This window comes from Methanoculleus sp. UBA303, from assembly GCA_002501655.1.
Lineage (GTDB): Archaea > Halobacteriota > Methanomicrobia > Methanomicrobiales > Methanoculleaceae > Methanoculleus.
In genome coordinates, this window is sequence record DANY01000008.1 from 76433 (window position 1) to 99801 (window position 23369).

The following is a 23369-nucleotide window of genomic DNA, read 5'->3' on the forward strand; positions in this document are numbered from 1 at the left end:
CGGCCTCCTCCCCCGCCCCCAGGGGCGGGGGTAGTGCGTGGCGATGTCCCCACGCAATCCGTGCATGGGGGTAAGCGGAGTTCCAGTAAAACCAGAGTTTGAGCACGGTCAGGTGCGAATTGCACTGTTCGCTAAAAATCCGTGGATGGGCTCTCCGTCAGGGGGTATTGGGACACCCTCGTCGGGAAGAGCCTATAATTGGTTTCAACTGTCGAACTTGTGGCTGGAACGGCCGCATTGGTGTTTTAGTCCGCTGGAGGCATGCCGCCGGCGATCAGCCGCATAAGCAGCGCTTTCTGCGCGTGGAGCCGGTTCTCAGCCTGGTCCCAGACGATGCTCTGCGGCCCTTCCAGCACCTCATCGGTGATCTCCTCCCCCCGGTGGGCGGGGAGGCAGTGCATCACGAGAGCATCGGGTGGTGCTCGCGCAAGAAGGCGGGAGTCTATCGTGTAATTCTTGAGGGCCCGCAGACGCTCGGCACGCTCCTGCTCGTCGCCCATGGAGACCCAGATATCGGTGTAGAGGACATCCGCTTCCCGAACCGCTTCCTCGGGGTCCGTGACGATGGTGACCCTGCCGCCTGCCGCCCGCGCCTGGTTGATGACAGCATCCTTCGGCCGGTAGTCCGGGGGGCTTGCGACCACAATCTCCATGCCGGTCAGGGCTGCGGAGAGGATCCACGTGTTACAGACGTTGTTGCCGTCCCCGATCCAGGCAAGTCTCAGGTCGCGAAGGTCGCTGAACCGCTCGCTCAAGGTCATGATGTCGGCCAGCACCTGACAGGGGTGCAGGCTGTCCGATAACCCGTTGATGACGGGAACCGTCGAGTAACGGGCGAACTCCTCGATGGTGGCGTGATCGTAGGCGCGGATCATCACCGCATCGACGTAACGGGCAAGCACCCGTGCCGTATCCCTGACCTCTTCGCCCCGCCCGAGTTGCATATCCTGGGGGTTTAAGAAGAGCGCGTGGCCGCCGAGGTCGGTCATCCCCACCTCGAACGAGACCCGGGTGCGGGTGGACGCCTTCTCGAAGATCATCCCGAGGCTCTTCCCCTTCAGGAATTCATGTGCGGTCCCTGCAGACTTCAGCCTTTTCACGTGCATCGCGTCAGCGACGATGCTCTCAAGTTCATACTCGTCGATATCGATGATCGAGAGAAAATCCTTCTTCATGCAATCTCCCTCATGTGCCGGCATCGCCTCTCGAGAACCTCCCGGGTGCCGATATCCCTGCGGTGGAAGACGCGCCCTCCAACGGAGGATGCCGCCTTCTCAGCGATCACCTCGGCCTCCTCGAGGGTCTCGCCCCTCCCGACGAATGCAAGTGTCCGCGACGTCTGGGTATAGAGCGTTCCCCCCTGCTCCTCGACGTTTGCGTAGTAGAGGAGGGCGTCGCCGTAGTCGCCGAGGGTGAGAGGCTCGCGGGTCACCGGAGCCTCCGGGTAGCCCTCGGGAACGACGTACTTGCAGACCGTCGCTTTATTGGCGAACCGGACATGCGACGGCGAGAGGTCTCCCTCGATGATATGGCGGACGATCCCGGAGAAGTCCGACTCCAGGAGTGAGAGGACGTTCATAGCCTCAGGGTCCCCGAAGCGGGCGTTAAACTCGATGACTCTGGGGCCGTCGCAGGTGTTCATGAACTGGCCGTAGAGGACCCCCCGGTACGGCGTTCCCTCGTCCCGCATGGCCGCGACTGTATCCTCCATGATCCGGAGCGCCTCCTTGTAGTCCGCACGGGTGACGAAGGGGAGCATGTGGTCAGGCATGGAGTATGAGCCCATCCCGCCGGTGTTCGGCCCCACATCCCCTTCGTATGCACGTTTGTGGTCCTGGACAAGCGGCATGGGAACCAGGTGCTCACCGTCGACGAATGCCTGGAGGGTGAACTCCTCCCCGAGCAGCCGCTCTTCCAGCACGACGTCCCCCCCGATCTCCCGGACGTACTCGACTGCCCCTGCCACATCGACATGCTCGCCCATGATCCGCACACCCTTCCCCCCGGTGAGTCCGATGGGCTTGACGGCAAGGTCGCCGTCGTAGGCCTCGATGAACTGCCGTGCCTCCTCCGGGTCATGGCAGACCTGGTATTCCGGGCACCCTGCTATCCCGTGCCGCTTCATCAACCGGCGGCAGAACGCCTTATCCGTCTCAATCCGGGCCGCGGCACGGGTCGGCCCCACGCAGGGTATCCCCGCCGCCTCGAGGTGATCGACGATGCCTGCCTCAAGGGGCGCCTCCGGTCCGATGACCGCAGCATCAATCCCGTACTCGGTGGCGAACCTGACTATATTCGGGATATTGGTCTCTTTCTCGGGGAGCACCTGCTCAGCGAGCCGGGCTATCCCCGGGTTCTTTCGTGCCATGACAGAAAATATTCTCATGTCACTGTTGCAGGAAAGCGCCCTGGTGATCGCATGTTCCCTGCCACCACCACCTACAACGAGTACTTTCATATGCATCTATTTGCCCGCTCTTAAAAAATGTTTATCCGTCCAGCAGCTCACTGACCCGCACAAGCGCAAGAAGAGATGCTCCGTTCTCAGCAAGCGCTTCATGGGCGCCCGCTTCCCTGTCGACGACGGTCACGATCTGGTCGACATGCGCGCCTGCGGCACGCAGCGTTGCAAGGCCGTAGAGAGCACTTCCCCCGGACGTGGTTACATCCTCGACCAGCAGAACACGCTTTTCACTCACATCGCCGATGATCGCCCCGGCTTTGCCGTGATCCTTCGCCTCTTTCCTGATGATCGCGTACGGCCGGCCGCTCGCAAGCGAGACAGCGACGGCAATCGGGACGGCGCCGACCGCCACCCCGGCCACTATATCGAAATCCCAGCCATCAGCGATGGTTTTTCCGATTGCTGCAAGGATGGCAGGGTTCGTTGTTGCGGCCTTAATGTCGATGTAGTAGGTACTCCGGGCTCCCGATGCCAGGACGAAGTCCCCAAATTCGATAGCCCCGCTCTCAAGTAACAATGTCGCAATTGGGTTTACCATGGTACCTCTTTAACTCCGATGTAGTAGCCGATAATGTTCACCACGCGGTGAAGGAGGGGCGTCATGACGACGATCCAGACAGCAATGGGTAAGGTAATATTCTCGAACAACCACTGGGGATAAACCAGGAGGATGAGCAGAAAAGAACCAATAACCAGGTCGTACTGATCGGCCAGGAACCAGGACTCGCCCTGCTCCTTCCCCAGCCTCCGCTTCAGGAAGCTCTTGCCGAGATCGCCGAGGAGCGCACCTGCCGCAAGCAGCATAACCGAGAGGAGCGTATGATGGGGAAGTGCGGTCAGGCCAAACGAGGACCAGATCCAGATCTGGACGAGACCCGCCAGCACTCCACAGAGAACACCGCCGAAGAACCCCCGGTATGTCTTACCGTCGCCGAAGACCCGCTTGCCGTCGCTACACGCCCTGCCGAAGTCGATAGGCGTTCCGCCGCCGAGGAGTGCGGCTGCTGAGTTCGGTACATAGGCCGGGACCATGATCCAGAACGCAGCGAGCCCGGAGAAGATCCAGTATCCAACGTCCATATCGATAAGCGCCAATACTCAGTACAATCAGTAATTATAAAGATTAAAGTGTCGAAATATGAGATACGAATGAAAGATGGGCACGGTGAGAGAATGCTGATAAAAAAGACAAAGAGCCTCTGCCCAACATGCGGTAGCGTGCTCGATGCCGATATCGTCGAGGAAGAGGGGAAAGTCTGGCTGGTCCGTACCTGCCCTGAGCACGGCGCATACCGGAGTCTCTACTGGTCGGACGCGGAGATGTACCGGAGGTTTGACGCCTACGAGTGCATCGGGAAGGGGGTTTTGAACCCGCAGAAGGCTGCTTCCCCTGCGGGATGTCCGACCGACTGCGGTATCTGTCAGAATCACCGGTCGATGACGCTCCTTGCGAACATCGACCTGACGAACCGGTGTAACCTCAACTGCGACTTCTGCTTTGCAAACGCCCGGGCATGCGGCTACATCTACGAGCCGACCTTCGACCAGGTCGTCGGGATGCTGCGCATGCTACGCGAGGAAAAGCCGGTCCCGGTGCCTGCCGTCCAGTTTTCTGGCGGCGAACCGACGATGCGCGACGATCTCCCCGAACTCATCCGGAAGGCGAAGGAACTCGGGCTGTACCAGGTGCAGGTCGCAACGAACGGCATCAGGATCGCGCAGGAGCCTGGATACATTGCAGAACTGAAGGAGGCGGGGCTCTCCACCGTCTACCTGCACTTTGACGGCGTAAGCCGCGAGACCAACACAAAACTCGCGAGCGACCGGCGGGCCATAGAGAACTGCGAGAAGATCGGTATGGGGGTGGTGCTGGTGCCTACGGTCATCAAGGGCAGGAACGACCACGAGGTGGGCGCCATCATCAAGTATGCCGCAGAGCACATCAAGGCCGTCCGGGGCGTCAACTTCCAGCCGGTGGCGTTCACCGGGGCCGCAAGCGAGGATGATGTCAAGAAAGAGCGGATCACCATCCCGGAACTTGCGGAACGGATCGAGGAGCAGACGGACGGCGTTATCCGGAAAGATTACTTCTACCCGGTGCCCTGTGTCGTCCCGATCTCCGAACTCGTTGAGGCGTATACGGGCAAACCTCAGGTCACGTTCACCACGCACCAGCACTGCGGCGCGGCGACATACGTCTTCATCACCGATGAGGGGATGGTCCCGGTCAACAAGATGGTGGATGTCGACGCCTTCTTCGAGTCGGTCGAGAAGATGGGGGCGAAGCTCGCGAAAGGCGGGTCGATCAACAAGTATGTGACCCTCGTCGAAGGGGTCAAGGACCTCTACGGCTCCACGCGGAAGGCGGAGCAGACGAATACCGGGGAGTTCCTGAAACTGATAGGTAAGACCCTCGTGATGCAGAACTTCGAGGCCCTGCGCGAGTTTCACTGGAACGCCCTCTTCATCGGCACGATGCACTTCATGGACAACTACAACTACGACCTCTCCCGGGTGGAGCGGTGCTGCATCCACTACGCGACCCCCGATGGTCGCCTGATCCCGTTCTGCACCTACAACAGCGGCCCTGTCTACCGTGAGCAGGTCTGGAAAGCCTTCGCACAACCCCAGAAAGAGGAGTAACGGCCCAGCTCGCCCCGGGGGAGGCTATGCCCCGGCCCTTCCCCGCTTGCCTTTTTGAGTGCGGTGACTGTAGTGGACTTGTGCCGCTCGCAGCCTCGCGGTGCTCATGCTCCGGCCCTTGGGGGCACGCATCGCCACTCGATAACGCTTCGCGTTCTCTCAAGTTCCGGTTCTAACGAACCGTCGCTCACGGGAACGGGAGTTCGTAGCCGTCTTCTTCCCGGACGACAAGGGCGGCGATGGCAAGGTCCTGTATGGCAAGCCCGGTGGAGTCGAAGATCGTGATGGCGTCAGGAGACGACCGACCCTTCTTCCCGATGACGACCTCGCCGAGGGTTCCGGCGATCATACCGGCGTTGTAGAGGCCGGTGGTTATCGGCACGTTGATCTCGCCCGAGTGGACCGCCTGGCCGGGGTCGTCGACGAAGACCTCCGCCTTCACCAGGAGCATAGGATCCAGTTCCTGTTTTCCGGGCGCATCGGCGCCGATAGCATTGATGTGCGTCCCCTCCCGGACCCACTCCGCCATAACGAGCGGTGCGGTCGAGGGCGTCGTCGTGGTCAGCACATCGCAGTCGCAGGCGCGCTCGATCGGGACGCTTCTGGTGTTATAGTCTGCGTATCGTGCTGCAAACGCCTCCGCACTCTTCTCCGTCCTGCCCCAGACCCGGATCTCCTCGATAGCGACCGCCGCAGCCGTCGCCTCGACGAGCGCCTCTGCCTGCCGCCCGGCCCCTACAACACCGAGGGTGACGGGCCGCCGGGATGCGAGGTGCTTCGCCGCCACGGCACCCGCAGCCCCGGTGCGCATCGCGGTCAGTTCGGTGGCGTTGACGATCGCTCTCGGGACGCCTGTCTCCACATCGATGAGCACCGTGAGCGCCATGACGGTAGGCAGACCTCGTGCGCGGTTCTGCGGGTGGACATTGACGACCTTCACCCCGGCAACCCCGAACGCCGGGATGTATGCAGGCATCGTCCTGAAATCTCCGTTCTCAACGAGCGTCACGTAGACCTTCGGCGGCATCTGGACGCCTCCTCTACCATGCTCTGCAAAAGCCGCCTCAATCGCCGGGTTCACCCGGGTATAGGGCGGGTATCCGGAATGAACCGGGTAGTACCTCATCGAACCGTCACCTCACGATAGCGGGGCGGTCTGGCCGGGAGCCCGTGGAGGGATACCGTCGGCTGTACTCCTGGTGTGGTGCGGAGTTGCATGAGCCCCTCTCATGCTCGCCGGGATATCAACCTGTGGGTACGAAAGAAGCGGAGCGGGAGACCCCGTGTCCGGGAGGGGAACCCTTCTCGTCAGGCAGGCCCGTCCTGCATGCCCCGTATCGAGAGCCGGATCAGGCCGAGGTTGGCGTCGGACCTCGCGAGTATGCAGAGGGAGAGATCTCCATAGGGCGCGATGATGAGTTTCCCTGCCGGGGTCTCGAGGATCACCTGGGCGAGGTCCCCCATACTCATATCGTCGGTGAGACGGGTCCCGGCGCGGAGCAGGTCTTCGGCGACCGCAGCCACCTGCTCGAAGTCCGCGGAGCCGAGCGACTGGAGGGCAAACCCTTCGTGGAAGATCGAGACGGCAATGACTCCCGGCTGTCGTGCAATCCGCTCAAGGCAGTCCGCACCCTCAGGCCCGGTCCGGGCGGCAGGTTTTGCACCGGCCTCGCTGACCAGGCACCCCGTCTCCCGGGCGACTTCCCGCGCTGCCCCGGTCTCTTCGGCGGTGTAGGCGATGAGTTCGTAGTCGAGCGACGGCCGGTCGAGCAGGTACCTGTAAGCTTCGTCTCCGCCAAGCAGCAGGTCTCTGCCGGTGCCCTCGAACGCGGCTGCGTACGGGTTCCCGCTCTGGGTCAGGACAAACCCCGTCCCCCCGGGCCCGTCGATACGCACTGCTCCCGTGAAGTGAGGGCTGATGGAGGCAAGGGCCGCAAGAGGCCCCTGCAGTCGTCCAAGCGAGACGCCGTCGGGTAGCATCGTCTCACAGAGCAGCGGTTATCCGATCCCTGTTCTTCTTCAACTCATACCGGATCCGCCCGACATTGACGTTCGCGTTCGCCACGATGGCGATCAACTCGTCCTCCGAGAGCGGGGAGAGGAGGATTGGCCCGTTCTCCAGCTCCACAAGCATCTGGTACATCTCCCCCTTCCCGAGTTCGTTGCTCATCGCCTCAGACGTACCCATCCCTGTGGAAGCCATGGCGCCCAGGGCCTCGACGTCCACGTCGCCGGCAACAACACTCTCGATCACAAAGCCGTCCCGTCCCGCCACGACCGCGGCGGTAACCCCGTCAAGTTTCAGGAATTCTCCCAGGATCTGTCTCAACATCTGCATCGCCTCACGTTCTTCTTCTGATACACTCGATCTTGAGGGGCATCCGCCCGATAGCGTGCGTTGCGCACGATATGCAGGGATCATACGCCCTGATGATCATCTCGATACGGTTTGCCGCCCCCTCGGTCAACGCTCCGTTCTCCACCACCCGGCGTGCCATATCCTCCACGCCCCGGTCGATCGCGTAGTTGTTCTGGCAGGTTGCGACGATCAGGTTGCACCGCTCGATGATGCCGGCCTCGTTCACGGTATAGTCGTGGATCAGGGTTCCCCGGGGAGCCTCGATGATCCCGACGCCTCGTCGGTTTACGACCTTCCCTGCCGGAGTCCGGATATCGGAGCCGGTGATCCCGGGGTCCGAGAGCAGTTCCACCGCCCGCTCGCACGAGGCGAGGAACTCGATATAGCGGGCCAGGTGGTAGGCAAGCGCAGCCTGGGCGACGGTGCCGAACCGCTCGCGGTACTCCGCGAGAGCAGCATCGGCATGCTCTGTCCCCATCCTCTCCACGATATTGAGCCGGGCGAGCGGCCCGACACGGTAGTAGTCTCCGCCTTTGAACCGGGCGAACTTCAGGTACGACCAGTCCTCCGAGTACTCCTCGATGAAGTTCGTGTACTCCGGGCCCGAGAACGAACCGATCCGGCCCCCGTCCGGGCCAAGCATCGCGACAGGCCCTTCGCAGGTCGAGTAGAGCCCGTGATTGGTCATGCCCAGGAACCCCGTCTTTATGGCCCCAATGCCGGTATCGACGCCGTCAAGGAGGGTGCGTGCGATATCCCACCCCTCCCGGGCGATTCCGAGCGCTTCGTCCGCCATAACGGCCAATTCGGCTCTCTTCCCCTCTGTCAGCGGCGCCGACATACCGCCAGGGAGAGCGTTTGCCGGGTGGATGGGTTTACCGCCGACCGCTTCCGTCAGGCGCTGGCCGAACTTCCGGACCGCTATAGCCTTCTTTGCGATCTCAGGCGAGTGACGGGCAAGCCCGACGACGTTCCGGATCTCCGCCGGCGCATCATGGCCGAGGATGAAGTCGGGAGCTGCGAGCATGAAGAAGTGGAGGGCGTGGGAATGGGTGAACTGACCGACGTTGAGGAGTTCCCGGAGTTTCTTCCCGGTCGCGGGCGGTTCGACGCCGAAGATCCGGTCGGTCGCTTTCGCCGCCGCCAGATGGTGCGCCGAGGGGCATATACCGCAGATGCGAGGCGTGATCCGGGGGGCCTCCTCGATCGCCGCCCCGACGAGGAACTTCTCAAACCCCCTGAGTTCAACGACCTGGAAGTGGGCCGAGTCGACCTCGCCCTGGTCGTTGAGGTAGATCTTGACGCCGGCGTGACCCTCAATCCGGGTCACCGGGCTGATCGTGATCTCTTTCATCTGCCCCTCTCCTTGACCAGGTCACGAATCTTCGACATCTCCTTATCCTCCATGATCAGGCTCCCGATGGTGAAGGCGTACATCGTATGCGCAACGTCGTAGAGTTCCTTCTCCACTTCTTTCTCCGGCTTATCGGTGAGATCCGAAATTCTCCGCACCATCATGCCGTAGATGTCCCGGCAGGGTTCACGGAGTATATCGAGCGACGGGCCGTTGCACCCGTGGCACGGTATGTTGTTCTTCGGGCAGGTCGCGGCGCACCTGCCGAAGGTGACACTCCCGAGGCAGAGGTAGCCCTGCCCGAGCAGGCAGTGCTCACGGTCGGGAACTCCCTCGTGCCGCCGCAAGAGCGTCCAGTTCTCGACCGGCCCCATGGTCCTGTCGCACTCCGAACAGACGGATTTACGCGAGAGGTCGAGGGTATTCCCCGCGATCATCGCCGGGATGATCTTCTTCAAGAACGCCTCTTTCGGAGGGCAGCCCGTGATGTAGTAATCGATCTTCACGAGATCGCCCACCGCGAACGCCCGGTAGAGGAACGGCGGCACATCCGTCGGGATAACCCCGTCGGGCTTTGCCGTCTCCACCTGCCGGTAGACGCACGAAAAGAGGTCGACGTTTGAACTCAGCATCGAGAGGCCTGATATTCCCCCATAGCAGGCGCACGTCCCAAGCGCCACGAGCGTCTTTGCCCGCTTCCGGATCTTCTCGAGCCGCTCCCGGTTCTCCTCGTTGCGGACGGCCCCCGTCACGAACGCTATGTCGATGCCTTCGGGTGGCTCCTTCGCGTCCATAATCACCGGAGAGTAGACGATCTCCGCTTCAGCGATGACATCAAGGAGCATCTCGTGGAGATCGAGCACCGCAATCGTGCACCCGGAACACCCTGCCAGTTCCTCAATAGCGATCTTCATCATACTGCCTCATTTCAGAACCAGTTTCTTCAGGCAGGCGTTCGGGCCGGTGTGGACGATCTCCAGTTTGGCTTTCCGGCCGGTGATCTCCTCGATCGCGCCCACGACGTAGCCGAAGAGCGTCTGGCAGAGCGGACCGCCCTGGTCGAGGCCGTTTCTCCGCAACGTCTGGCGGACGATACAGTCGTGGAAGACGAGGTAGATGAAGGTCTCGCCGTTCTCTTCGATGATGAACGTCTCCTTATCCTCAGGTTTCCAGACCTCAAACGAGTACTGGCCGCGAAGCAGGTCGGAGAGTTCGTGGAGCGCCCCCTCCACATCCTCACGCTTCTGGAAGTATTTGGCGACCTCGTGGCCGAACTTCTTCCCGGCCCGGTAGGTGACTGCGTTCGCCCCTCTGCCCGCGATCTCTTCGAGCGACCTGATGACCAGACCGTTAAGTTTCATCACACCGTGGAGCGTCTGTTCCATCTCTTTTGGCTTCGGCGTGCAGTCAAGGGGGATATCTTCCGACCGGTAGACGAGATCAGAGTGAAAGGCATCATGCAATTCGTCGATGTAGCCCGCGCTCATCAGATCACCTTCCGAAGCATCTCACAGACTTTGATGTCGATGTAATGCCTCCGGGCAGGATAGACGCCGCGATGTTCGAGCGCCTGGGCCGGGCAGATCTCATGACAGGACAGGCACCCCATACAGTTATTCGGCCTGACCGGAACACTCACCTTGTTCTGGAGTTCGTACACATGCATCGGGCAGTCTTTGACGCAGAGACCGCACCCGACGCACGCGTCCTTATCCACACGTATATCCATTATGAGCCTCTGAATGGGGTTACCACTTCCTGCTATTAAAGTATAGTCATATATAGTTTGTTCGCTGCAAATATTTCCATCCCAGGCTAAAATTCAGAATTTTATCTCGCGGGGTTGAAGGGGCGGAGCGGGAAGACCCCGGCCTTTAGGCCGGGGATGAAAGCGGAGTCCCTTCGTCAATAGGATTATAGAATCCTATTTATTACTGTAAGTGTGATCCACATTTGTATGCTTCGAGCCTACAAGTATCGGATGTATCCGACTCAAACGCAGATTCCGCTGCTCATGAGTCACATCCACGCTTGTCGGTTTGTGTACAACCGTTCGTTAGAACAAAAGATCCGGGCGTACGAGCAGAACGGAAAACGACTGTCGTGTTTCGATCTGAACAACCAGCTTCCTGCGCTGAAAGCGGAGTATCCGTGGTTAGCCGACGTCAACTCACAGTCGCTCCAGTATGCGAACCGGAACCTTGACAACGCCTTCACCCGGTTCTTCCGTGAGAAGAAGGGATTTCCGAAGTTCAAGTCGAAGAAGAATCCGGTACAGTCGTTTCAGGTACCGCAACATTACCGTGTAGATTTTGAGTCTAACCGGGTCAAACTGCCGAAGATCGGTGACGTTAAGACGATGCTACATCGTGTGTTCGCCGGGAAGATGAAGTACGCGACGGTTTCGGTAACATCTACCGGAAAGTGGTTCATCAGTATTTTGGTTGATGATGAACAACCCGAGCCGACCCCGGTATCGTTCACATCTGACATGACGATCGGGATCGATGTTGGCTTAACAGACTTCGCAACCTTCTCGACCGGTGAGAAGGTTGCGAATCCTCGGTATCTAAAGAACTCGCTACAACGCCTGAAAGTGTTGCAGCGACGTGTATCGCGGAAGGTAAAAGGATCGAAGAACCGGCAAAAGGCGATCCGGAAGTTAGCGACGGGTCATGAGAAGGTTGCAAACCAGCGGAACGATTTCCTGCACAAACTTTCCTATCAAGTTGTGAGCGAGAATCAAGCCATCGCAGTAGAATCGTTGAATGTCGCTGGTATGCAGAAAAACCACAAATTAGCCCGGAGTATCAACGACGTATCGTGGAGTACCTTCTTCACGATGCTGAACTATAAATGTCGGAAGTATGGAAAGACACTCCTTACGATTGGAAGGTTCGATCCATCATCGAAAATTTGTAGCTGCTGCGGGTACCGTAACCGCGATCTGAAACTCTCGGATCGCGAATGGATATGTTCCGATTGTGGTACCGTCCATGATCGAGATATTAACGCAGCGATCAATATCAAGAAGTTTGCTGTACAAGAGCAGAACCTTGTCGGCGTATTAACAGGTGCGGAACGCGCCATCGAGCCTGTGGACTTGCCTCAATAGAGGAAGGATGAAGCAGGAAGCCCCGCACTTTAGGGCGGGGTAGTTCACGCATTTTCAGGGCATCTGCCGGCCAGGAATCCTTATAAAAAGTGGCCGGGTCGTCGGCGAGGAAGAGGGGAAGGATAGGTTTTCTGGTGATACCGGGTTCAGGGCGCTTTGTGCAGCCCAAATTGACGCCGGCGAGTCCGCTCCTTCGCCGCAGAGACCTGCTCTCCCGTGTGCCGGCGCGTCACTGCGCGGCGAGACCCGAAGAGAGAAAGGCGGTAGTGAGGATGAGATAAGCCTCAGGCATCACGCTTTCGCCCGGAAGAGAGCGCGGGCCAGTCGCTCGACGAACCCTTCCCGTGGCACCGGCATCTCCTCCTCGACGTATTCGATACCGGCTACATCGGCGGAGATGCGCTTAAAGGCCCGGGATGCCTCGGATGTCGGGTACTTCACCACGATCGGCGACCTGCTGGCCGATGCACGCCGAACGTTGGGGTCTTCCGGTATGACCCCGAGCACCCGGACGCCGAGGAGTTTCCCCATATGCGCGCGGTTGAACTCGTCCCCGCTAGCGGCAACCCGGTTGATGATCGCCCCTTCGATGTGCCCGCCGACCGTCTCGGTCAGGATCTTTGTCTTCAGGGCGTCGACGATCGAGGAGATCTCAGGGTTCACGACAAGGATCACCCCGTCGGCGATCGTCAGCGGGATGACGCCGTCCCTGCTTATCCCCGCAGGAGCGTCCAGGATCAGGATATCGAACTCGCTCACAAGGTCGGCCATGACGTCTTTCAACCGGTCCGGGTTCGACTGCTGGAAACCCTGCAGAGAGAGCCCGCACGGGACCACCTTCACGCCGAACGGTCCTTCGTATATGGCGTCCCTGACACGCGCTTTACCTGCCAGCACCTCGTGCAGGGTCACCGGCAGATTCTCAAGCCCGAGAATGAGTCCGAGATTCGCCATCCCGACATCGGCATCCAGGATGCACGTCTTCTTCCCGTACCGGGCCAGCATAGGCCCCAGATTTGCAGTGACCGTTGTTTTGCCGGTACCGCCTTTACCGGACGCAATCGTGTATACTTTTACCATGGAATCACTCGTTATTTTGTCTCTTTGGGCTCACCGGCGTTACGCCCAGTGCCTCAGGGCATCCCGGGTATCCTGCTCGAGTGCGCTCATCAGTTCGGCGGAGAGGTGCTCCGAAGGGCGGGCGATGCCGACGACCGTTTCCCCGCGGTAGGGGATGCCAAGGAGTTCTGCTCCGGTCTCATCCTGCAGTCTTCCCTGGGTGTAGAGGTAACTGTACCGCGCGGCCTCGTCCTCGCCGCCGGGCCTCGTCGAGCCGATCAGGAGGCCGTCTGCGGTTGCCAGCGTGAAAGACGTAAGGCTGTACTTCTCGCCGATCGCTCCCAGATACTCTTCCAGGCTTCTCATACTCCCGGAATCGATCTCACTGAGGGATCTCGCGGGCTTGGCGGAGGCCGGCTGAGCAACTCTGCCCGGTTTCCCTTGAGCCCCGGTAGCGCCTTCGGGCCGCTGCCCGGCGAGTGTTCGGGAGATCCTCGAAAGAAAGTACAGAATGCCGGCGAAACCAACTATCACCGTCACCGTTATGATAATGAGGAAAATCTGGATGGTGCCTGTCGAATCCATTTATTATCAACTCCTGCATGTTTTACGTATCTTCGTCCTGAATGAGATGATCGAGATGAATCCTCCGGAGCATATCCTTGCAGTTTACCCTGAAACTGCTGACGAGTTGCTCGACATCCATCTCCTCCATGTTCCGGATGAGCGTGTCGATCTCGTCGTTCCCGGATGGAGGCGCTGCAGCCGTCTCCTGCACGGGTTTCACTCCCGGCATGGGGATCCTGTGCCTCTCTGCGGGCGGTTCAGGATGGCGCTTCGACGAATGTGTCACAGCGGTTCCCTTCGGCCCGGTGGGTGGCTTCGTCCCTCCTGGAGCAGCCTTCGTTGGTGATGGTCTTCCCTGGTCTTCGGTCTCGGGGCCGGCGGTTGCAAACGCCCGGTTGAACTCCCGGGCGAGTTGTATCTGTTCAGGCGTCAGGAGGTTCAACTCTGCCGCCGCTTCACTCTCCTCGCCCTTCAACACCGCGTCCAGTGCGTGCTGCCCCTTTATGCCCCCATATTCGGCAAGCACCACCAACCCTTCGTTCAGTACCAGGACGGCACTCTCGCCGCCAAGGACGATCGTGCAGATCCCGGTAAACCGTGTTGAGCCCATCTCCTCTATCAGGGCACGGGATGCCGTGGACTTGAGAAGACGATGGAACCGACCTCGTGGCAGCTGCATACAGACACTTCAGCGCAGAGGTATAAATTAAGCCTTGCTATTTATATCTTTTGAAATGAGCGTGATGTCCATACATCTTGAGGCTTCATCTACATATTTTTAAGAGGATCGCTGGCCTTGCCGGTCCATCCCTGCAGGATCCTGAGGATCTCTCTCCCGGCAACCCGGATCCCCTCTTCGACTGCCGGATCTCTATCCTGACTGAACGCCTTGATCTCGCCCACCTCGATCCCGATGGTCACAACCTCCGCGACGTACCCGAGTTCGCGGGCTATTGTTACCACCTCACCGACCCCTATGTCATGGAGTGCGCATACCGGGAGGTCCGGAGACGGCGGTGCTTCGAAGACGATGACGTCACCGATATGACCGCCGATGCCCGTCATAGCGTCGACGATCACAACCTTCTCATACTCTTCCATCAGCGGGATAAGGCCAAAACCCCCGGTGCCGCCATCGATCGCGTCGACGCCGGCATATCTCCCCTCGAAGAGGTGCATCACCAGGATCCCCGCCGCGTCGTTTCCCATGAGGGGGTTTCCGCACCCGATGATACCGATCCGGTTCTTCTGCATGGTATTCTTCCCCACCGATTATATCTGGCAAGGTACAAAACAATAGTGGAACCCTGAGAGTGGACCATGAGTCCCGGGAGCGGGATGTGAGGCGTATGATCCATATCGTACCAAAACCAACCGATACGCCGGACGATAACTCGACCGGCGCTGTTATACAGGAGCTGGAGAGAGCCGATGCCCGATGCAGGACCCTTGATCTCGGTGCAATCGACCCCCTCAACTCCGGGCTTGAGAACGAACTCGTCTGGGTCTGTGGAATCCGGCAGGACGGGCATCAGTTTGAGACCCTGAGCGTGCTCTCGCTCCATAACCAGGTGATCAACACACCTGAGAGCATAGTTACCTGTGCATCGAAGGTGATGACGTCGGCGCTCCTGCTGCAGAACGGTATCCGGACGCCGGAGACGGCCTACCTGCGGTCGGAGGCGCAGGCGCGGGACTTCCTTCTGCGGCACGGAAAAGTCGTCTATAAGCCGCTCTACGGGTATGACGGAAACGGTATCCGGCTGGTGACGGATCCGGGCGACCTCGGGTCGGGACCCTGGTACCTGCAGGAATACGTCAAGAACGACCGGGACTTCCGTGTCTTCGTCCTCGGCGGAGAGGCTGTCGGCGCGATAACCCGGGTATCCGAGGGCCTGATGCACAACATCCACCAGGGCGGGATTGGTATGCCGGTCTCGATCGATGAGGAGATGCGCGCCATCGCCGAGGCATCGGCGTCAGCGGTCGGGATTGACTACTGTGGTGTCGATCTTCTCCGGGACAGGGAAGGCTACACGGTTCTTGAGGTGAATGGGACGCCAAACTGGCACTGCATGGCGGCACCGATCCCGAGACTGCTGGCTGCTTACCTCATTGAGCGTGAGCGCGAAATGCGGGCCTGAGGAGAGGACCGGCGGGGCAGGAGGCTCCGGCGGCATACCCCCGACGGCGGGCGATGCGTGAACAGGGGAGTTCTCACTGGAGATACTCAATCTCTTTCAATGTCTTCTCGGCGAGTTCTTTCATCCGGGCAGAGATCCTGCCCGACGATGAGAACTCCACATCCTTCATGGCGTTTGCAAGTTCCGTCCCGAGCACAAATATTGCATATTTATGTTCCATTTTGCTCTTATGCACCTGAGAAGGGTCTATCTTCAACGCATAATACTGCGAGAACTTCAACTCCGGGTTTGTCATCTCAAAGAAGTCTTTTATCTCTGTGAGAATCCCATGTAAGGCTATTAACTCTTCCTTGTGCATATTCTCTCCCAGAGATAAAAATGGTGAATATAAACATATATAAATTTGCACCCACGGATAACCTTCACCCTATCTTTATAAGCCTGATGGACAGTGGGCGCTTTATGATACCCTTAAAGTCCCGGGCAGCCACAAACTCGAGGTCCCTTCCTCCGATCAGATCGAGGAGTTTCTGGTCGATGATGCGATCGACGACAAGCCCTTCAACATCGTCGTTCAGGGTCTGGAGTGCGCCCTCGACATCGGCGGCGTTCGATTCCATGAGGACGGTATAATCCGGGGACAGGAACCGTGCGATTTTTCTGTCCCTGACGTCAGCCATGTGCTCGCCGAGTGTCGAGGGGGGTTTCTGGCTCCCCTCATTCCCGCTTCTCTGCTGTTGTGACGGCCGCTCGTCTCCACCGGCCTCGCCTGCACCGGCGGGTCCGGCAGATGCAGGCACCCGCTCCGCTGCCCCCTCATCGGCGAGATGCTCGGTGACCACCTCCACGGGCACTTTGTTCCGGAGCGCCTTGACGATCTCTTTGCGGCTCATCTCCTCGACGCTCTTCCCCCGGGGGCTGTATGCCACGAAGTCGATCTCGGCGACCTGGAGGAGCTCGCGGAGGATCAGTTCCCCGCCCCGGTCCCCGTCGAGCAGGGTCGTCGCGGTCTTCTGCGAGCAGAGGTCGATGATGATGCGCGGGACGTTGGTCCCCTCGACCGCAACCGCGTTCTTGATGCCGTAGCGCAGGAGGTTGATGACGTCAGCCCGTCCCTCGACGAGGATGATAGCATCGGAGGCCATGACGTTCGGGCCCGCGTGCACTCTCTCCTCACCGAGGTACTCGAGTTTCTCTATCCGTATGACTTCCCGGACCTCATCGAGCAGGTCGTCGCTGTTTATGGTGCCTTCATCGAAGTCCTCAAGGAGGAGTTCTTTAGCACGGTCGACGATCCTGCGCCGCTTGGTCACCCGGATATCCTCGATGCGGTCAACCTTCACGCGGGCCGTGCATGGTCCGACCCGGTCGATCGTCTCGAGCGACGACGCAAGGAGCGCAGTCTCCGCCCGGTCGAGCGATGATGATATGAGGATCTCGCCTTTTGTCTCGCCTCTCTTTGCGGTTATCTGGACGTCGATCCTGCCGACGCGGCCGGTTCTCTGGAGATCGCGCAGGTCGAGATCTTCGCCGAGCAAACCCTCGGTCTGGCCGAAGATGGCGCCCACGACATCGGGTTTATCGACCACTCCTTCGATCTGCAGAGTAAGATGGATAAGGTACTTTGTAGTATCTGGTGAATACATGGAGTTCTGCCTCCTTCAGTGTAAATCTGATGCCATATGCCATGCGGGTTCTCATGTGCGCGGGCATAGGGGTCAATTATATATCTAGGGTGCAATTACTTAAATCAGATGGCGGTTTGAACGCAAGATTTTTTAGAAGGAAAATCAAAAATTTGGCCTCACAATGGCCTTATTTGAATGTATCCTGTGGTATAATAATCTCGTGATTAAATCCGGTCCGCCCCGGTGTTCTCGCGACTCCCTGTCGCGCCGGATCATGCACTGGCGGCGTTCAGGCATGCGACAACATCAGATTTCGATAAACCGGCGATTGCAACAGCCTTTGAGGAGGACGTGTGCCCGGATATGATGCTGACGTCAGCGCGGGGTACGCCGAGCGTTCCTGCGACGAGGTCTATGATGGCACGGTTCGCCTTCCCGCCGACGGCAGGGGCCGCGACCTGGCAGCGGATACTCTTCCGCCACTCGTTGTAGCCTGCCGGAAACGAAGACCGTTTTGCGCCTGCTGTAACGTCGAGCGCTATGACCACGCCATGTGAGTTTTCGACGACGGCATCGGCATACGGTTCCATAAAAGAGGCCTCATGAAATCAGGAATGTCGCCCGGCACTAACGATCGATGATCACAGGCGGCTTGTGCCGGTCCTCACGCGATCGTACCCTATATGCCAGGCGTGCCTGTCGCGCACCTGGGTTGTCCCGTGGATCATATCGGGCGTTTCGCCAGGTGATCACCCGGGGACCTATAAGATGCGCTGTATCGGCTCTATATTATTTATTTTGTGAGGATAAATATCCTTGCCCGGGGTACCATGCCGGGTGCGCCGCCAGGTGGTCCCCGCAGGCGTAGGCCCGCTCACCCCGGACGATCACCTCTTCCGGGAAGACTGCAGAAAGCCCCTCAAACGGCGACCAGCCGCACTTTGCGTGGAGCCGGGAAGCATCGATGCGGGTGACTTCGTCCGGGTAGAGGGCATAGTCCGCCCGGTCGCCCGGCTCAAACCCTGCGCGCGGTATGCCGAGGATGGCGGCAGGCCTCCACGACGTCTTCTCCATCACCGATGTGAGGCTTATCTCTCGCCTCTGCACCGCCGCCATCAAGAGCGGCACCATCGTCTCGACTCCGGGGATACCGGAGGGAGCGGCCTCAAACGGCAGTGCTTTCTCGCTGAACGTGTGCGGGGCGTGATCGGACGCGATGACGTCGATCGCATCCCAGCAGGACCAGAGGCCGCGGCGGGTCTCTTCGTCCCTGAGCGGGGGGTTCACCCGGGCCCGGGTATCGTCCTCCTCAAACATAGTGTACGAGAGGAAGAGGTGGTGCGGCGTCACCTCCACCGTGCCCCGTGCGGCCTCAATTGAGGCGGCGGTGCTCGCGTGGCAGAAATGGAGCCGCATCCTCTCCGGGGCGAGGGCGGAGATCGCCCGCATGGCGCGCGCCTCCCCGGCGCCGGAGCGCGCCCTGTTGTGGCCGGCGAGCGTTGCCGGCGCCGGACCCGCGACCTCCTCGGCGTGGACCGTCGCAAGCCCTCCAAGGGTATGGATGCGGTCGAGCAACACCCGGAGGGTTTCAGGGTCAAGTCCCCCGCCGTAACTCGACGGTGCGGCGAAGGTCTCCCCGAACGCCATCGAACCGGCATGCCACATACCTGCAAGGTCCGCATCCGGAGTAACGCCTGCATTGACCGCAAAACCGCAGACGGCATGCTCTTCGGCCTCGCGGAGACGTGCCCGGAGGATCTCGGGCGTGGTGATGGGGGGGACGGTGTTGGGCTGGTCGACCACGACCGTCACCCCGCCGGCGATCGCGCTCACTGTGCCCGTTCGCCAGTCCTCTTTCTTCGCCTGCACCCCTCCCCGCATATGGACGTGCATGTCGACCGCCCCGGGAAGACAGGTGAACCTGCTGCAGTCGATCGTATCGTCGGCACGCACCGCTGCGCCGACGTGCCGGACGATACCGCCGGCGATGACGATGTCGGCGCGCCGGCCTGTCGGGAGCCCCATGTTCATGAGCACCAGGTCGGCGGTCATCGGCAGTGTGCCTCCAGGTCGTCCCGGGTTGCGTGGTACACCTCGACCATGTAGGCGGGGTGGTAGCGTGTCTTTGATTCGCGGAGCCCGGACACGCCCATGTCGCACTCCCGGTTGATGTAGCGGTAGCGCTTCCGGAGCCCTGCCGCCGTCTCGGTCGTGATCACCTTGTAAATGCCCGGGTAGGTCTCGGGGAGCGCCTTCTCGAAGTGGACGACCGCCATATCCGCGTTGACCCTGCCGACAATCGATACCGCCCCGATGGTACCGCCGATCCTGACGATCCGCCCCTCAAGCCCGATAGCGAAGAAGTGGTTCACGGCAAAGAAGATGGCTTCTTTCTCAGAAGCAAGTATGGACTCGGAGTTGCAGTCCCGCCACTCGCACCAGATGACCAGGAACTCCCAGACCTCATCGATGTTCTCTTCGGTGATCTCCTCGACCGTATACGCATACTCGCGCTCAAAACGGTTAATCTGGCGCCGGATGGTGGCGTAGCCCTTCCCGGCAAGGTCGGCGAGGTCTTCGGTCCGGTAGATGTAGTCGAAGAAGTCCCGACTTGCGTGCAGGGGGAGGTCCGGGTAGAGTTCCCGGATCCACGCTTCGTTTGCCGGATCCAGTATCCAGAGAGGTGTGTCGCCGCCCTCCCTCGCCGCCAGATCGATGACGTCCCCGATCAGGTCCGGGTTTCTGGGGCCGATCGGCATGCGAAACGACGTGACATCGTTGATGGTGCTTGAGAGGACGATTGAGCCGTCCACCTCTATAAAGCGGTAGTTTGCGTAGTGGTTCCAGCAGACCATATTTGCAAACGTGTTGTCGCTGTGCACCTGAGGGTATTGCCGGTAGTGTCCCCAGAAGAGGTCGCGATCGTCCAGGTTTACGGGTTTGAAGTCAGAGAATCTCAATCATCCTCACCTCTCTTCAGGGTACCACCGCATGGGTATGTGCCCCTCCATTCTCCGGAACCCAAGCGCGGTATAGAAAGGTTCGGTCCCGGGTTCGGCGACAAGGGCGACCCAGATGACCCCTGCAGATTTACAGTGATCCAGCAGCGTTGATACGATCATCGTTCCGATGCCCCGGCCCCGGTAGTCGGGGAGGACGACCAGGTCCTGGACGTAGGCGTCCGAGACCCCGTCCGAGAGTACCCTGCCCATCCCGACCGCTTTGCCGGTCGCAGGGTCGACGGCGACGGCAAAGGCGAAACTCCCGGCGATGAGGGCGCCGAGGCTGGCAGGGTTCCATTTCTCGTTCCACCAGCCGCCTGCCCGGTAGAGGTCGGCGATCATATCCACGTCCCAGAGGTCCACCAGCCGCACCTCGATCGCTGCCCTCTCTTTCATCGTACCATGCCTCTCCATAAGACCGCCCATGACGTCATCGTATACCTGCAGGGGTTGAGGACGAGGCGTAAAAAGGTATGGTTTCACCGCTAGCAGACGCGCGGGACCGGATCGCCGATCGGAGGCTCGATGAACCGCTCTCCGCCTATGGTGGTCCGCATAATCACGTGGGAACCTTCGACGACCTCGCCGACGATCGCCGCGTCCCGCCCGTAGGGATGCCTCCGGAGCGCTGCGAGGACGGCCTTGGCGTCGCCGGGTGCGACCCCCATGACGACCTTTCCCTCGTTCGCGACCTCAAGAGGATCGATGCCGAGCATGCCGGCGGCGGAGAGGACATTCCTCCGGAAGGGAAGGGCTTCTTCCTCGATGATGACGCCCACGCCGCTCTTTCTCGCCATCTCGTTGATGGCGTTCGCGAACCCGCCTCGTGTCGGGTCTTTCATGGCGTGGATGTTCCCGGCTGCGAGCGCCCCCTCGACGAGCGTCCAGAGGGGGGAGACGTCAGAATGGATCTGGCTGCCGAAATCGAACCCCTCGCGGTGTGCCATGATGGCGATGCCGTGGTCGCCGATGGTGCCGCTGACGATGATTTTGTCGCCGGGCGCGAGGCCGTTGTCCCGCACCACCCGCTCGGCGACGCCGATGCCGGCGGTGTTGATGATGATGGTATCGAGCGCGCCCCGCTCGAGCACCTTGGTGTCTCCCGTGACGAGACTTGCCCCGCACTCGTCGAGAGCGGCGTCCATCGATGCGACGATCCGCTCGAGGTCCGCGACGTCGAAGCCCTCGGGGATGACCATGCCGCACGAGAGGGCGATCGGCCGCCCGCCCATCATGGCAAGGTCGTTGATCGTTCCGCAGACAGCGATCCGTCCTATATCCCCGCCGGGGAAGAAGATCGGCGAGACTACGTGGTTATCGGTCGTAAAGACGATGTTCTGACCGTTTATAGGGATGACCGCGCCGTCGTCCAGCGATTCGAGCCCTATCCCGCCGGCGTTGTTGTGCTTGAGGTTGGTGATGACGCGAAGAAGTTCGCCCATCACTTCACCGCCGGCACCGTGCATGAGATTGACTTTCATTCTTCGCCCACTTCTATCTCGATGTTTGTAACGACGATCTCCATTCCTGCAACAACCTCCGGGAGTTTTCCGCACCCGGGGCAGACGAACCGCTCGCTCCCTTCGTAGCCGCAGGAGCAGCGGGTGCGCGTCTCGATCTCCCGGCACGAGAGCCGGGCGCCCGCAAAGAGCGGGTCGTCCTCGATGATGATATTGAAGAGAAACTCCACCTGCTCGGGGTTCACCATCGCCATCTTGCCGACGTCCACACAGACACATTTGACCTCGTTTGCGCTGTTATCGAGCGCTGCCCGGCGGGCCGTCGTGTATATGTCGTAGGCGATGCTGTACTCGTGCATTACTCCTCCGTCATCGCGGCGTAGACCTGCCTGAAGACCTCGCGGGTCTCGAGCCCCTCCTCTCTGCTGAGGCGCTGGATGGCAAACCCGACGTGGACGAGCACGAACTCCCCGACGCTCACGTCCACGAGGTCGAGCCTGACCTCCTGCTGCAGGTCCCCGAAGTCGACGACGCCGATGTTGCCCTCTTTTATCTCGAGTACCTCAGCGGGCATTGCAATACACATGACCTCTCTTCCTCTCCTTTATTTTGTCCGGCTGTCAAAAAAGGTTGACCATACTGCACGAAGAACCCGGGAGCAGGCCGTTTGGGCCGATGTGCGCACACCGGGGTCCACATATCCTGGTACTATATCTCAGTCTGGAAGCGTAAAAAAGGTATGTTCATCTCCGGTTCCGGTCCCTGGCGGGCCGGAGAGCGGGGATGCCGGGGTGCCGACCGGCGCCCCTCACCCTGAAGGCCCAAACATCCCGGTCCGTCCTCCCGCCCCTCCCGGAGAGAAGCGGGCACAAACCCCGCCCGATGCTAGGCCGCCTTCCTGAACACCGCTTCGACCTCGGCCCGGGGGAGGTCCCTGCCCCTGACCCGCATATACCAGCGGCGTGTCCGGACCGAGACGGGGATGAGCGGTGCAAAGAGTTCCCTCACCTCGTCTTCGGTGAAGTAGTGGGTGATGATGCCGTCGCCCCTGCGGAAGGTCTGCTCCTCCGTCTCCGTTCCCTTCCCGGCACGCATATCCTCGACGGAGAAGCCCCGGAAGAAGGCCGTCCCGCCGGTCCTGAGCACCCGGCAGACCTCGGATGCCACGGCCCGGCGGCCCGGCCCGGGCAGGTGGCCGGTGATGTGGACCAGGAAGACCGCATCGAACGCTTCCCCGTGGAATGGGAGGCACCGGGCATCGGCAACGGCGAGGCCGGCCGCCGCAATTCCCGGGCGCCGCCGGGCGAGACTGACGGCATGGGGAGATATGTCGACCGCGGTCACGAGGGAGGAGCGCCGGGCGAGCGCGGAGAGGGTCTTGCCGTTCCCGCAACCGATCTCCAGGACTGCGGCACCTGCCGGAACGTCCGGGAGCGGTGCCGCTGCTCCGCCCCAGAGGTCTCCCCGCCTCTGGTAGTCCCTGTCCCAGGCGGTTGCGTGATCGGTCACGCTGCAAAGGTCGGTGCCGCCGGAGTATAATGGTTCGTTCCGTCGGTAGTGCCCTACGAAACAAC

At 60.4% G+C, this 23369-nt stretch carries 28 protein-coding genes; 3 read left to right on the plus strand and 25 right to left on the minus strand.

The annotated features are described in order from the left end of the window. Positions 1-245 precede the first annotated feature (245 nt). Genes argF through BP846_RS01760 form a run of 4 tightly spaced genes read right to left on the minus strand, consistent with a single transcriptional unit; the run spans position 246 to position 3496 of the window. The gene (argF, locus tag BP846_RS01745) at positions 246-1175 is read right to left on the minus strand and encodes an ornithine carbamoyltransferase (protein WP_292392319.1); all 930 of its coding nucleotides are present in this window, start codon (positions 1173-1175) and stop codon (positions 246-248) included. Then, positions 1172-2464, minus strand: a complete 1293-nt coding sequence (gene purD / locus BP846_RS01750) for a phosphoribosylamine--glycine ligase (RefSeq protein ID WP_292392320.1) — start codon at positions 2462-2464, stop codon at positions 1172-1174. The genes argF and purD overlap by 4 nt, the downstream gene beginning before the upstream one ends. A 25-nt stretch (positions 2465-2489) precedes the next feature. After that, entirely contained in the window at positions 2490-3002 is a 513-nt protein-coding gene (gene pyrE / locus BP846_RS01755; RefSeq protein WP_292392321.1) for an orotate phosphoribosyltransferase, read from the minus strand. After that, a complete protein-coding gene (locus tag BP846_RS01760; RefSeq protein WP_292392349.1) occupies positions 2996-3496 on the minus strand; it encodes a CDP-2,3-bis-(O-geranylgeranyl)-sn-glycerol synthase in 501 nt (166 codons plus the stop codon). The genes pyrE and BP846_RS01760 overlap by 7 nt, the downstream gene beginning before the upstream one ends. Before the next feature lie 141 nt (positions 3497-3637). On the opposite strand from BP846_RS01760, the gene tes reads away from it, so the two are divergent. Continuing rightward, a complete protein-coding gene (gene tes / locus BP846_RS01765) occupies positions 3638-5107 on the plus strand; it encodes a tetraether lipid synthase Tes (protein ID WP_292392322.1) in 1470 nt (489 codons plus the stop codon). Between the two features lie 187 nt (positions 5108-5294). On the opposite strand, the gene BP846_RS01770 is transcribed toward tes, so the two are convergent. From BP846_RS01770 to BP846_RS01800, 7 genes are all read right to left on the minus strand, one after another. Then, positions 5295-6233, minus strand: coding sequence for an ornithine cyclodeaminase family protein (locus BP846_RS01770; RefSeq protein WP_292392323.1), 939 nt, complete (start codon positions 6231-6233; stop codon positions 5295-5297). A gap of 182 nt (positions 6234-6415) precedes the next feature. Further along, entirely contained in the window at positions 6416-7087 is a 672-nt protein-coding gene (locus BP846_RS01775; protein ID WP_292392324.1) for a roadblock/LC7 domain-containing protein, read from the minus strand. A 4-nt stretch (positions 7088-7091) separates the two neighbouring features. Beyond that, positions 7092-7439, minus strand: coding sequence for a roadblock/LC7 domain-containing protein (locus tag BP846_RS01780; RefSeq protein WP_292392325.1), 348 nt, complete (start codon positions 7437-7439; stop codon positions 7092-7094). Positions 7440-7449: 10 nt separating this feature from the next. Continuing rightward, the gene (locus BP846_RS01785; RefSeq protein ID WP_292392326.1) at positions 7450-8820 is read right to left on the minus strand and encodes a Ni/Fe hydrogenase subunit alpha; all 1371 of its coding nucleotides are present in this window, start codon (positions 8818-8820) and stop codon (positions 7450-7452) included. After that, positions 8817-9737 (minus strand): F420-nonreducing hydrogenase, encoded by a 921-nt coding sequence (locus BP846_RS01790; protein WP_292392327.1) that lies wholly within the window; start codon positions 9735-9737, stop codon positions 8817-8819. Before BP846_RS01790 ends, BP846_RS01785 begins: the two co-directional genes overlap by 4 nt. 6 nt (positions 9738-9743) lie before the next feature. After that, positions 9744-10307 (minus strand): hydrocarbon binding protein (contains V4R domain), encoded by a 564-nt coding sequence (locus BP846_RS01795; protein ID WP_292392328.1) that lies wholly within the window; start codon positions 10305-10307, stop codon positions 9744-9746. Further along, positions 10307-10537, minus strand: coding sequence for a 4Fe-4S dicluster domain-containing protein (locus BP846_RS01800; RefSeq protein WP_292392329.1), 231 nt, complete (start codon positions 10535-10537; stop codon positions 10307-10309). Before BP846_RS01800 ends, BP846_RS01795 begins: the two co-directional genes overlap by 1 nt. Before the next feature lie 240 nt (positions 10538-10777). On the opposite strand from BP846_RS01800, the gene tnpB reads away from it, so the two are divergent. Continuing rightward, positions 10778-11935, plus strand: coding sequence for an IS200/IS605 family element RNA-guided endonuclease TnpB (gene tnpB / locus BP846_RS01805; RefSeq protein ID WP_292392330.1), 1158 nt, complete (start codon positions 10778-10780; stop codon positions 11933-11935). Between the two features lie 291 nt (positions 11936-12226). On the opposite strand, the gene minD is transcribed toward tnpB, so the two are convergent. From minD to BP846_RS01825, 4 genes are all read right to left on the minus strand, one after another. After that, a complete protein-coding gene (minD, locus tag BP846_RS01810; RefSeq protein ID WP_292392331.1) occupies positions 12227-13015 on the minus strand; it encodes a cell division ATPase MinD in 789 nt (262 codons plus the stop codon). A gap of 39 nt (positions 13016-13054) precedes the next feature. After that, positions 13055-13360, minus strand: coding sequence for a hypothetical protein (locus BP846_RS01815; RefSeq protein ID WP_292392332.1), 306 nt, complete (start codon positions 13358-13360; stop codon positions 13055-13057). Between the two features lie 241 nt (positions 13361-13601). Then, positions 13602-14240, minus strand: coding sequence for a hypothetical protein (locus BP846_RS01820; protein WP_292392333.1), 639 nt, complete (start codon positions 14238-14240; stop codon positions 13602-13604). A gap of 89 nt (positions 14241-14329) precedes the next feature. Continuing rightward, the gene (locus BP846_RS01825) at positions 14330-14815 is read right to left on the minus strand and encodes a hydrogenase maturation protease (protein ID WP_292392334.1); all 486 of its coding nucleotides are present in this window, start codon (positions 14813-14815) and stop codon (positions 14330-14332) included. 95 nt (positions 14816-14910) lie between these two features. Here BP846_RS01825 and BP846_RS01830 point away from each other — a divergent pair, with 95 nt between their 5' ends. Further along, complete coding sequence (locus tag BP846_RS01830; protein ID WP_292392335.1) at positions 14911-15705, plus strand: ATP-grasp domain-containing protein; 795 nt, start codon at positions 14911-14913, stop codon at positions 15703-15705. A 73-nt stretch (positions 15706-15778) separates the two neighbouring features. Here the strand turns inward: BP846_RS01830 and BP846_RS01835 are convergent, their stop codons facing one another. From BP846_RS01835 to BP846_RS01880, 10 genes are all read right to left on the minus strand, one after another. Next, complete coding sequence (locus tag BP846_RS01835; RefSeq protein ID WP_248533112.1) at positions 15779-16063, minus strand: UPF0058 family protein; 285 nt, start codon at positions 16061-16063, stop codon at positions 15779-15781. Between the two features lie 64 nt (positions 16064-16127). Further along, entirely contained in the window at positions 16128-17351 is a 1224-nt protein-coding gene (dnaG, locus tag BP846_RS01840) for a DNA primase DnaG (RefSeq protein ID WP_292392336.1), read from the minus strand. A gap of 254 nt (positions 17352-17605) precedes the next feature. After that, positions 17606-17923: a DUF167 domain-containing protein gene (locus BP846_RS01845; protein WP_292392337.1), complete on the minus strand. Its 318-nt coding sequence runs from the start codon at positions 17921-17923 to the stop codon at positions 17606-17608. Positions 17924-18122: 199 nt separating this feature from the next. Then, on the minus strand, positions 18123-19385 hold the full coding sequence (pyrC, locus tag BP846_RS01850; RefSeq protein ID WP_292392338.1) for a dihydroorotase: 1263 nt from the start codon (positions 19383-19385) through the stop codon (positions 18123-18125). Beyond that, complete coding sequence (locus tag BP846_RS01855; protein WP_292392339.1) at positions 19382-20293, minus strand: DUF2156 domain-containing protein; 912 nt, start codon at positions 20291-20293, stop codon at positions 19382-19384. Before BP846_RS01855 ends, pyrC begins: the two co-directional genes overlap by 4 nt. Before the next feature lie 6 nt (positions 20294-20299). Beyond that, positions 20300-20731: a GNAT family N-acetyltransferase gene (locus BP846_RS01860; protein WP_292392340.1), complete on the minus strand. Its 432-nt coding sequence runs from the start codon at positions 20729-20731 to the stop codon at positions 20300-20302. A gap of 89 nt (positions 20732-20820) precedes the next feature. Continuing rightward, entirely contained in the window at positions 20821-21816 is a 996-nt protein-coding gene (hypE, locus tag BP846_RS01865; protein ID WP_292392341.1) for a hydrogenase expression/formation protein HypE, read from the minus strand. After that, positions 21813-22154: a hydrogenase maturation nickel metallochaperone HypA gene (locus tag BP846_RS01870; protein WP_292392342.1), complete on the minus strand. Its 342-nt coding sequence runs from the start codon at positions 22152-22154 to the stop codon at positions 21813-21815. The genes hypE and BP846_RS01870 overlap by 4 nt, the downstream gene beginning before the upstream one ends. Then, positions 22154-22381: a HypC/HybG/HupF family hydrogenase formation chaperone gene (locus BP846_RS01875; RefSeq protein WP_292392343.1), complete on the minus strand. Its 228-nt coding sequence runs from the start codon at positions 22379-22381 to the stop codon at positions 22154-22156. Before BP846_RS01875 ends, BP846_RS01870 begins: the two co-directional genes overlap by 1 nt. Positions 22382-22680: 299 nt before the next feature. After that, the gene (locus tag BP846_RS01880; protein WP_292392345.1) at positions 22681-23304 is read right to left on the minus strand and encodes a class I SAM-dependent methyltransferase; all 624 of its coding nucleotides are present in this window, start codon (positions 23302-23304) and stop codon (positions 22681-22683) included. Between the last annotated feature and the right edge of the window lie 65 nt (positions 23305-23369).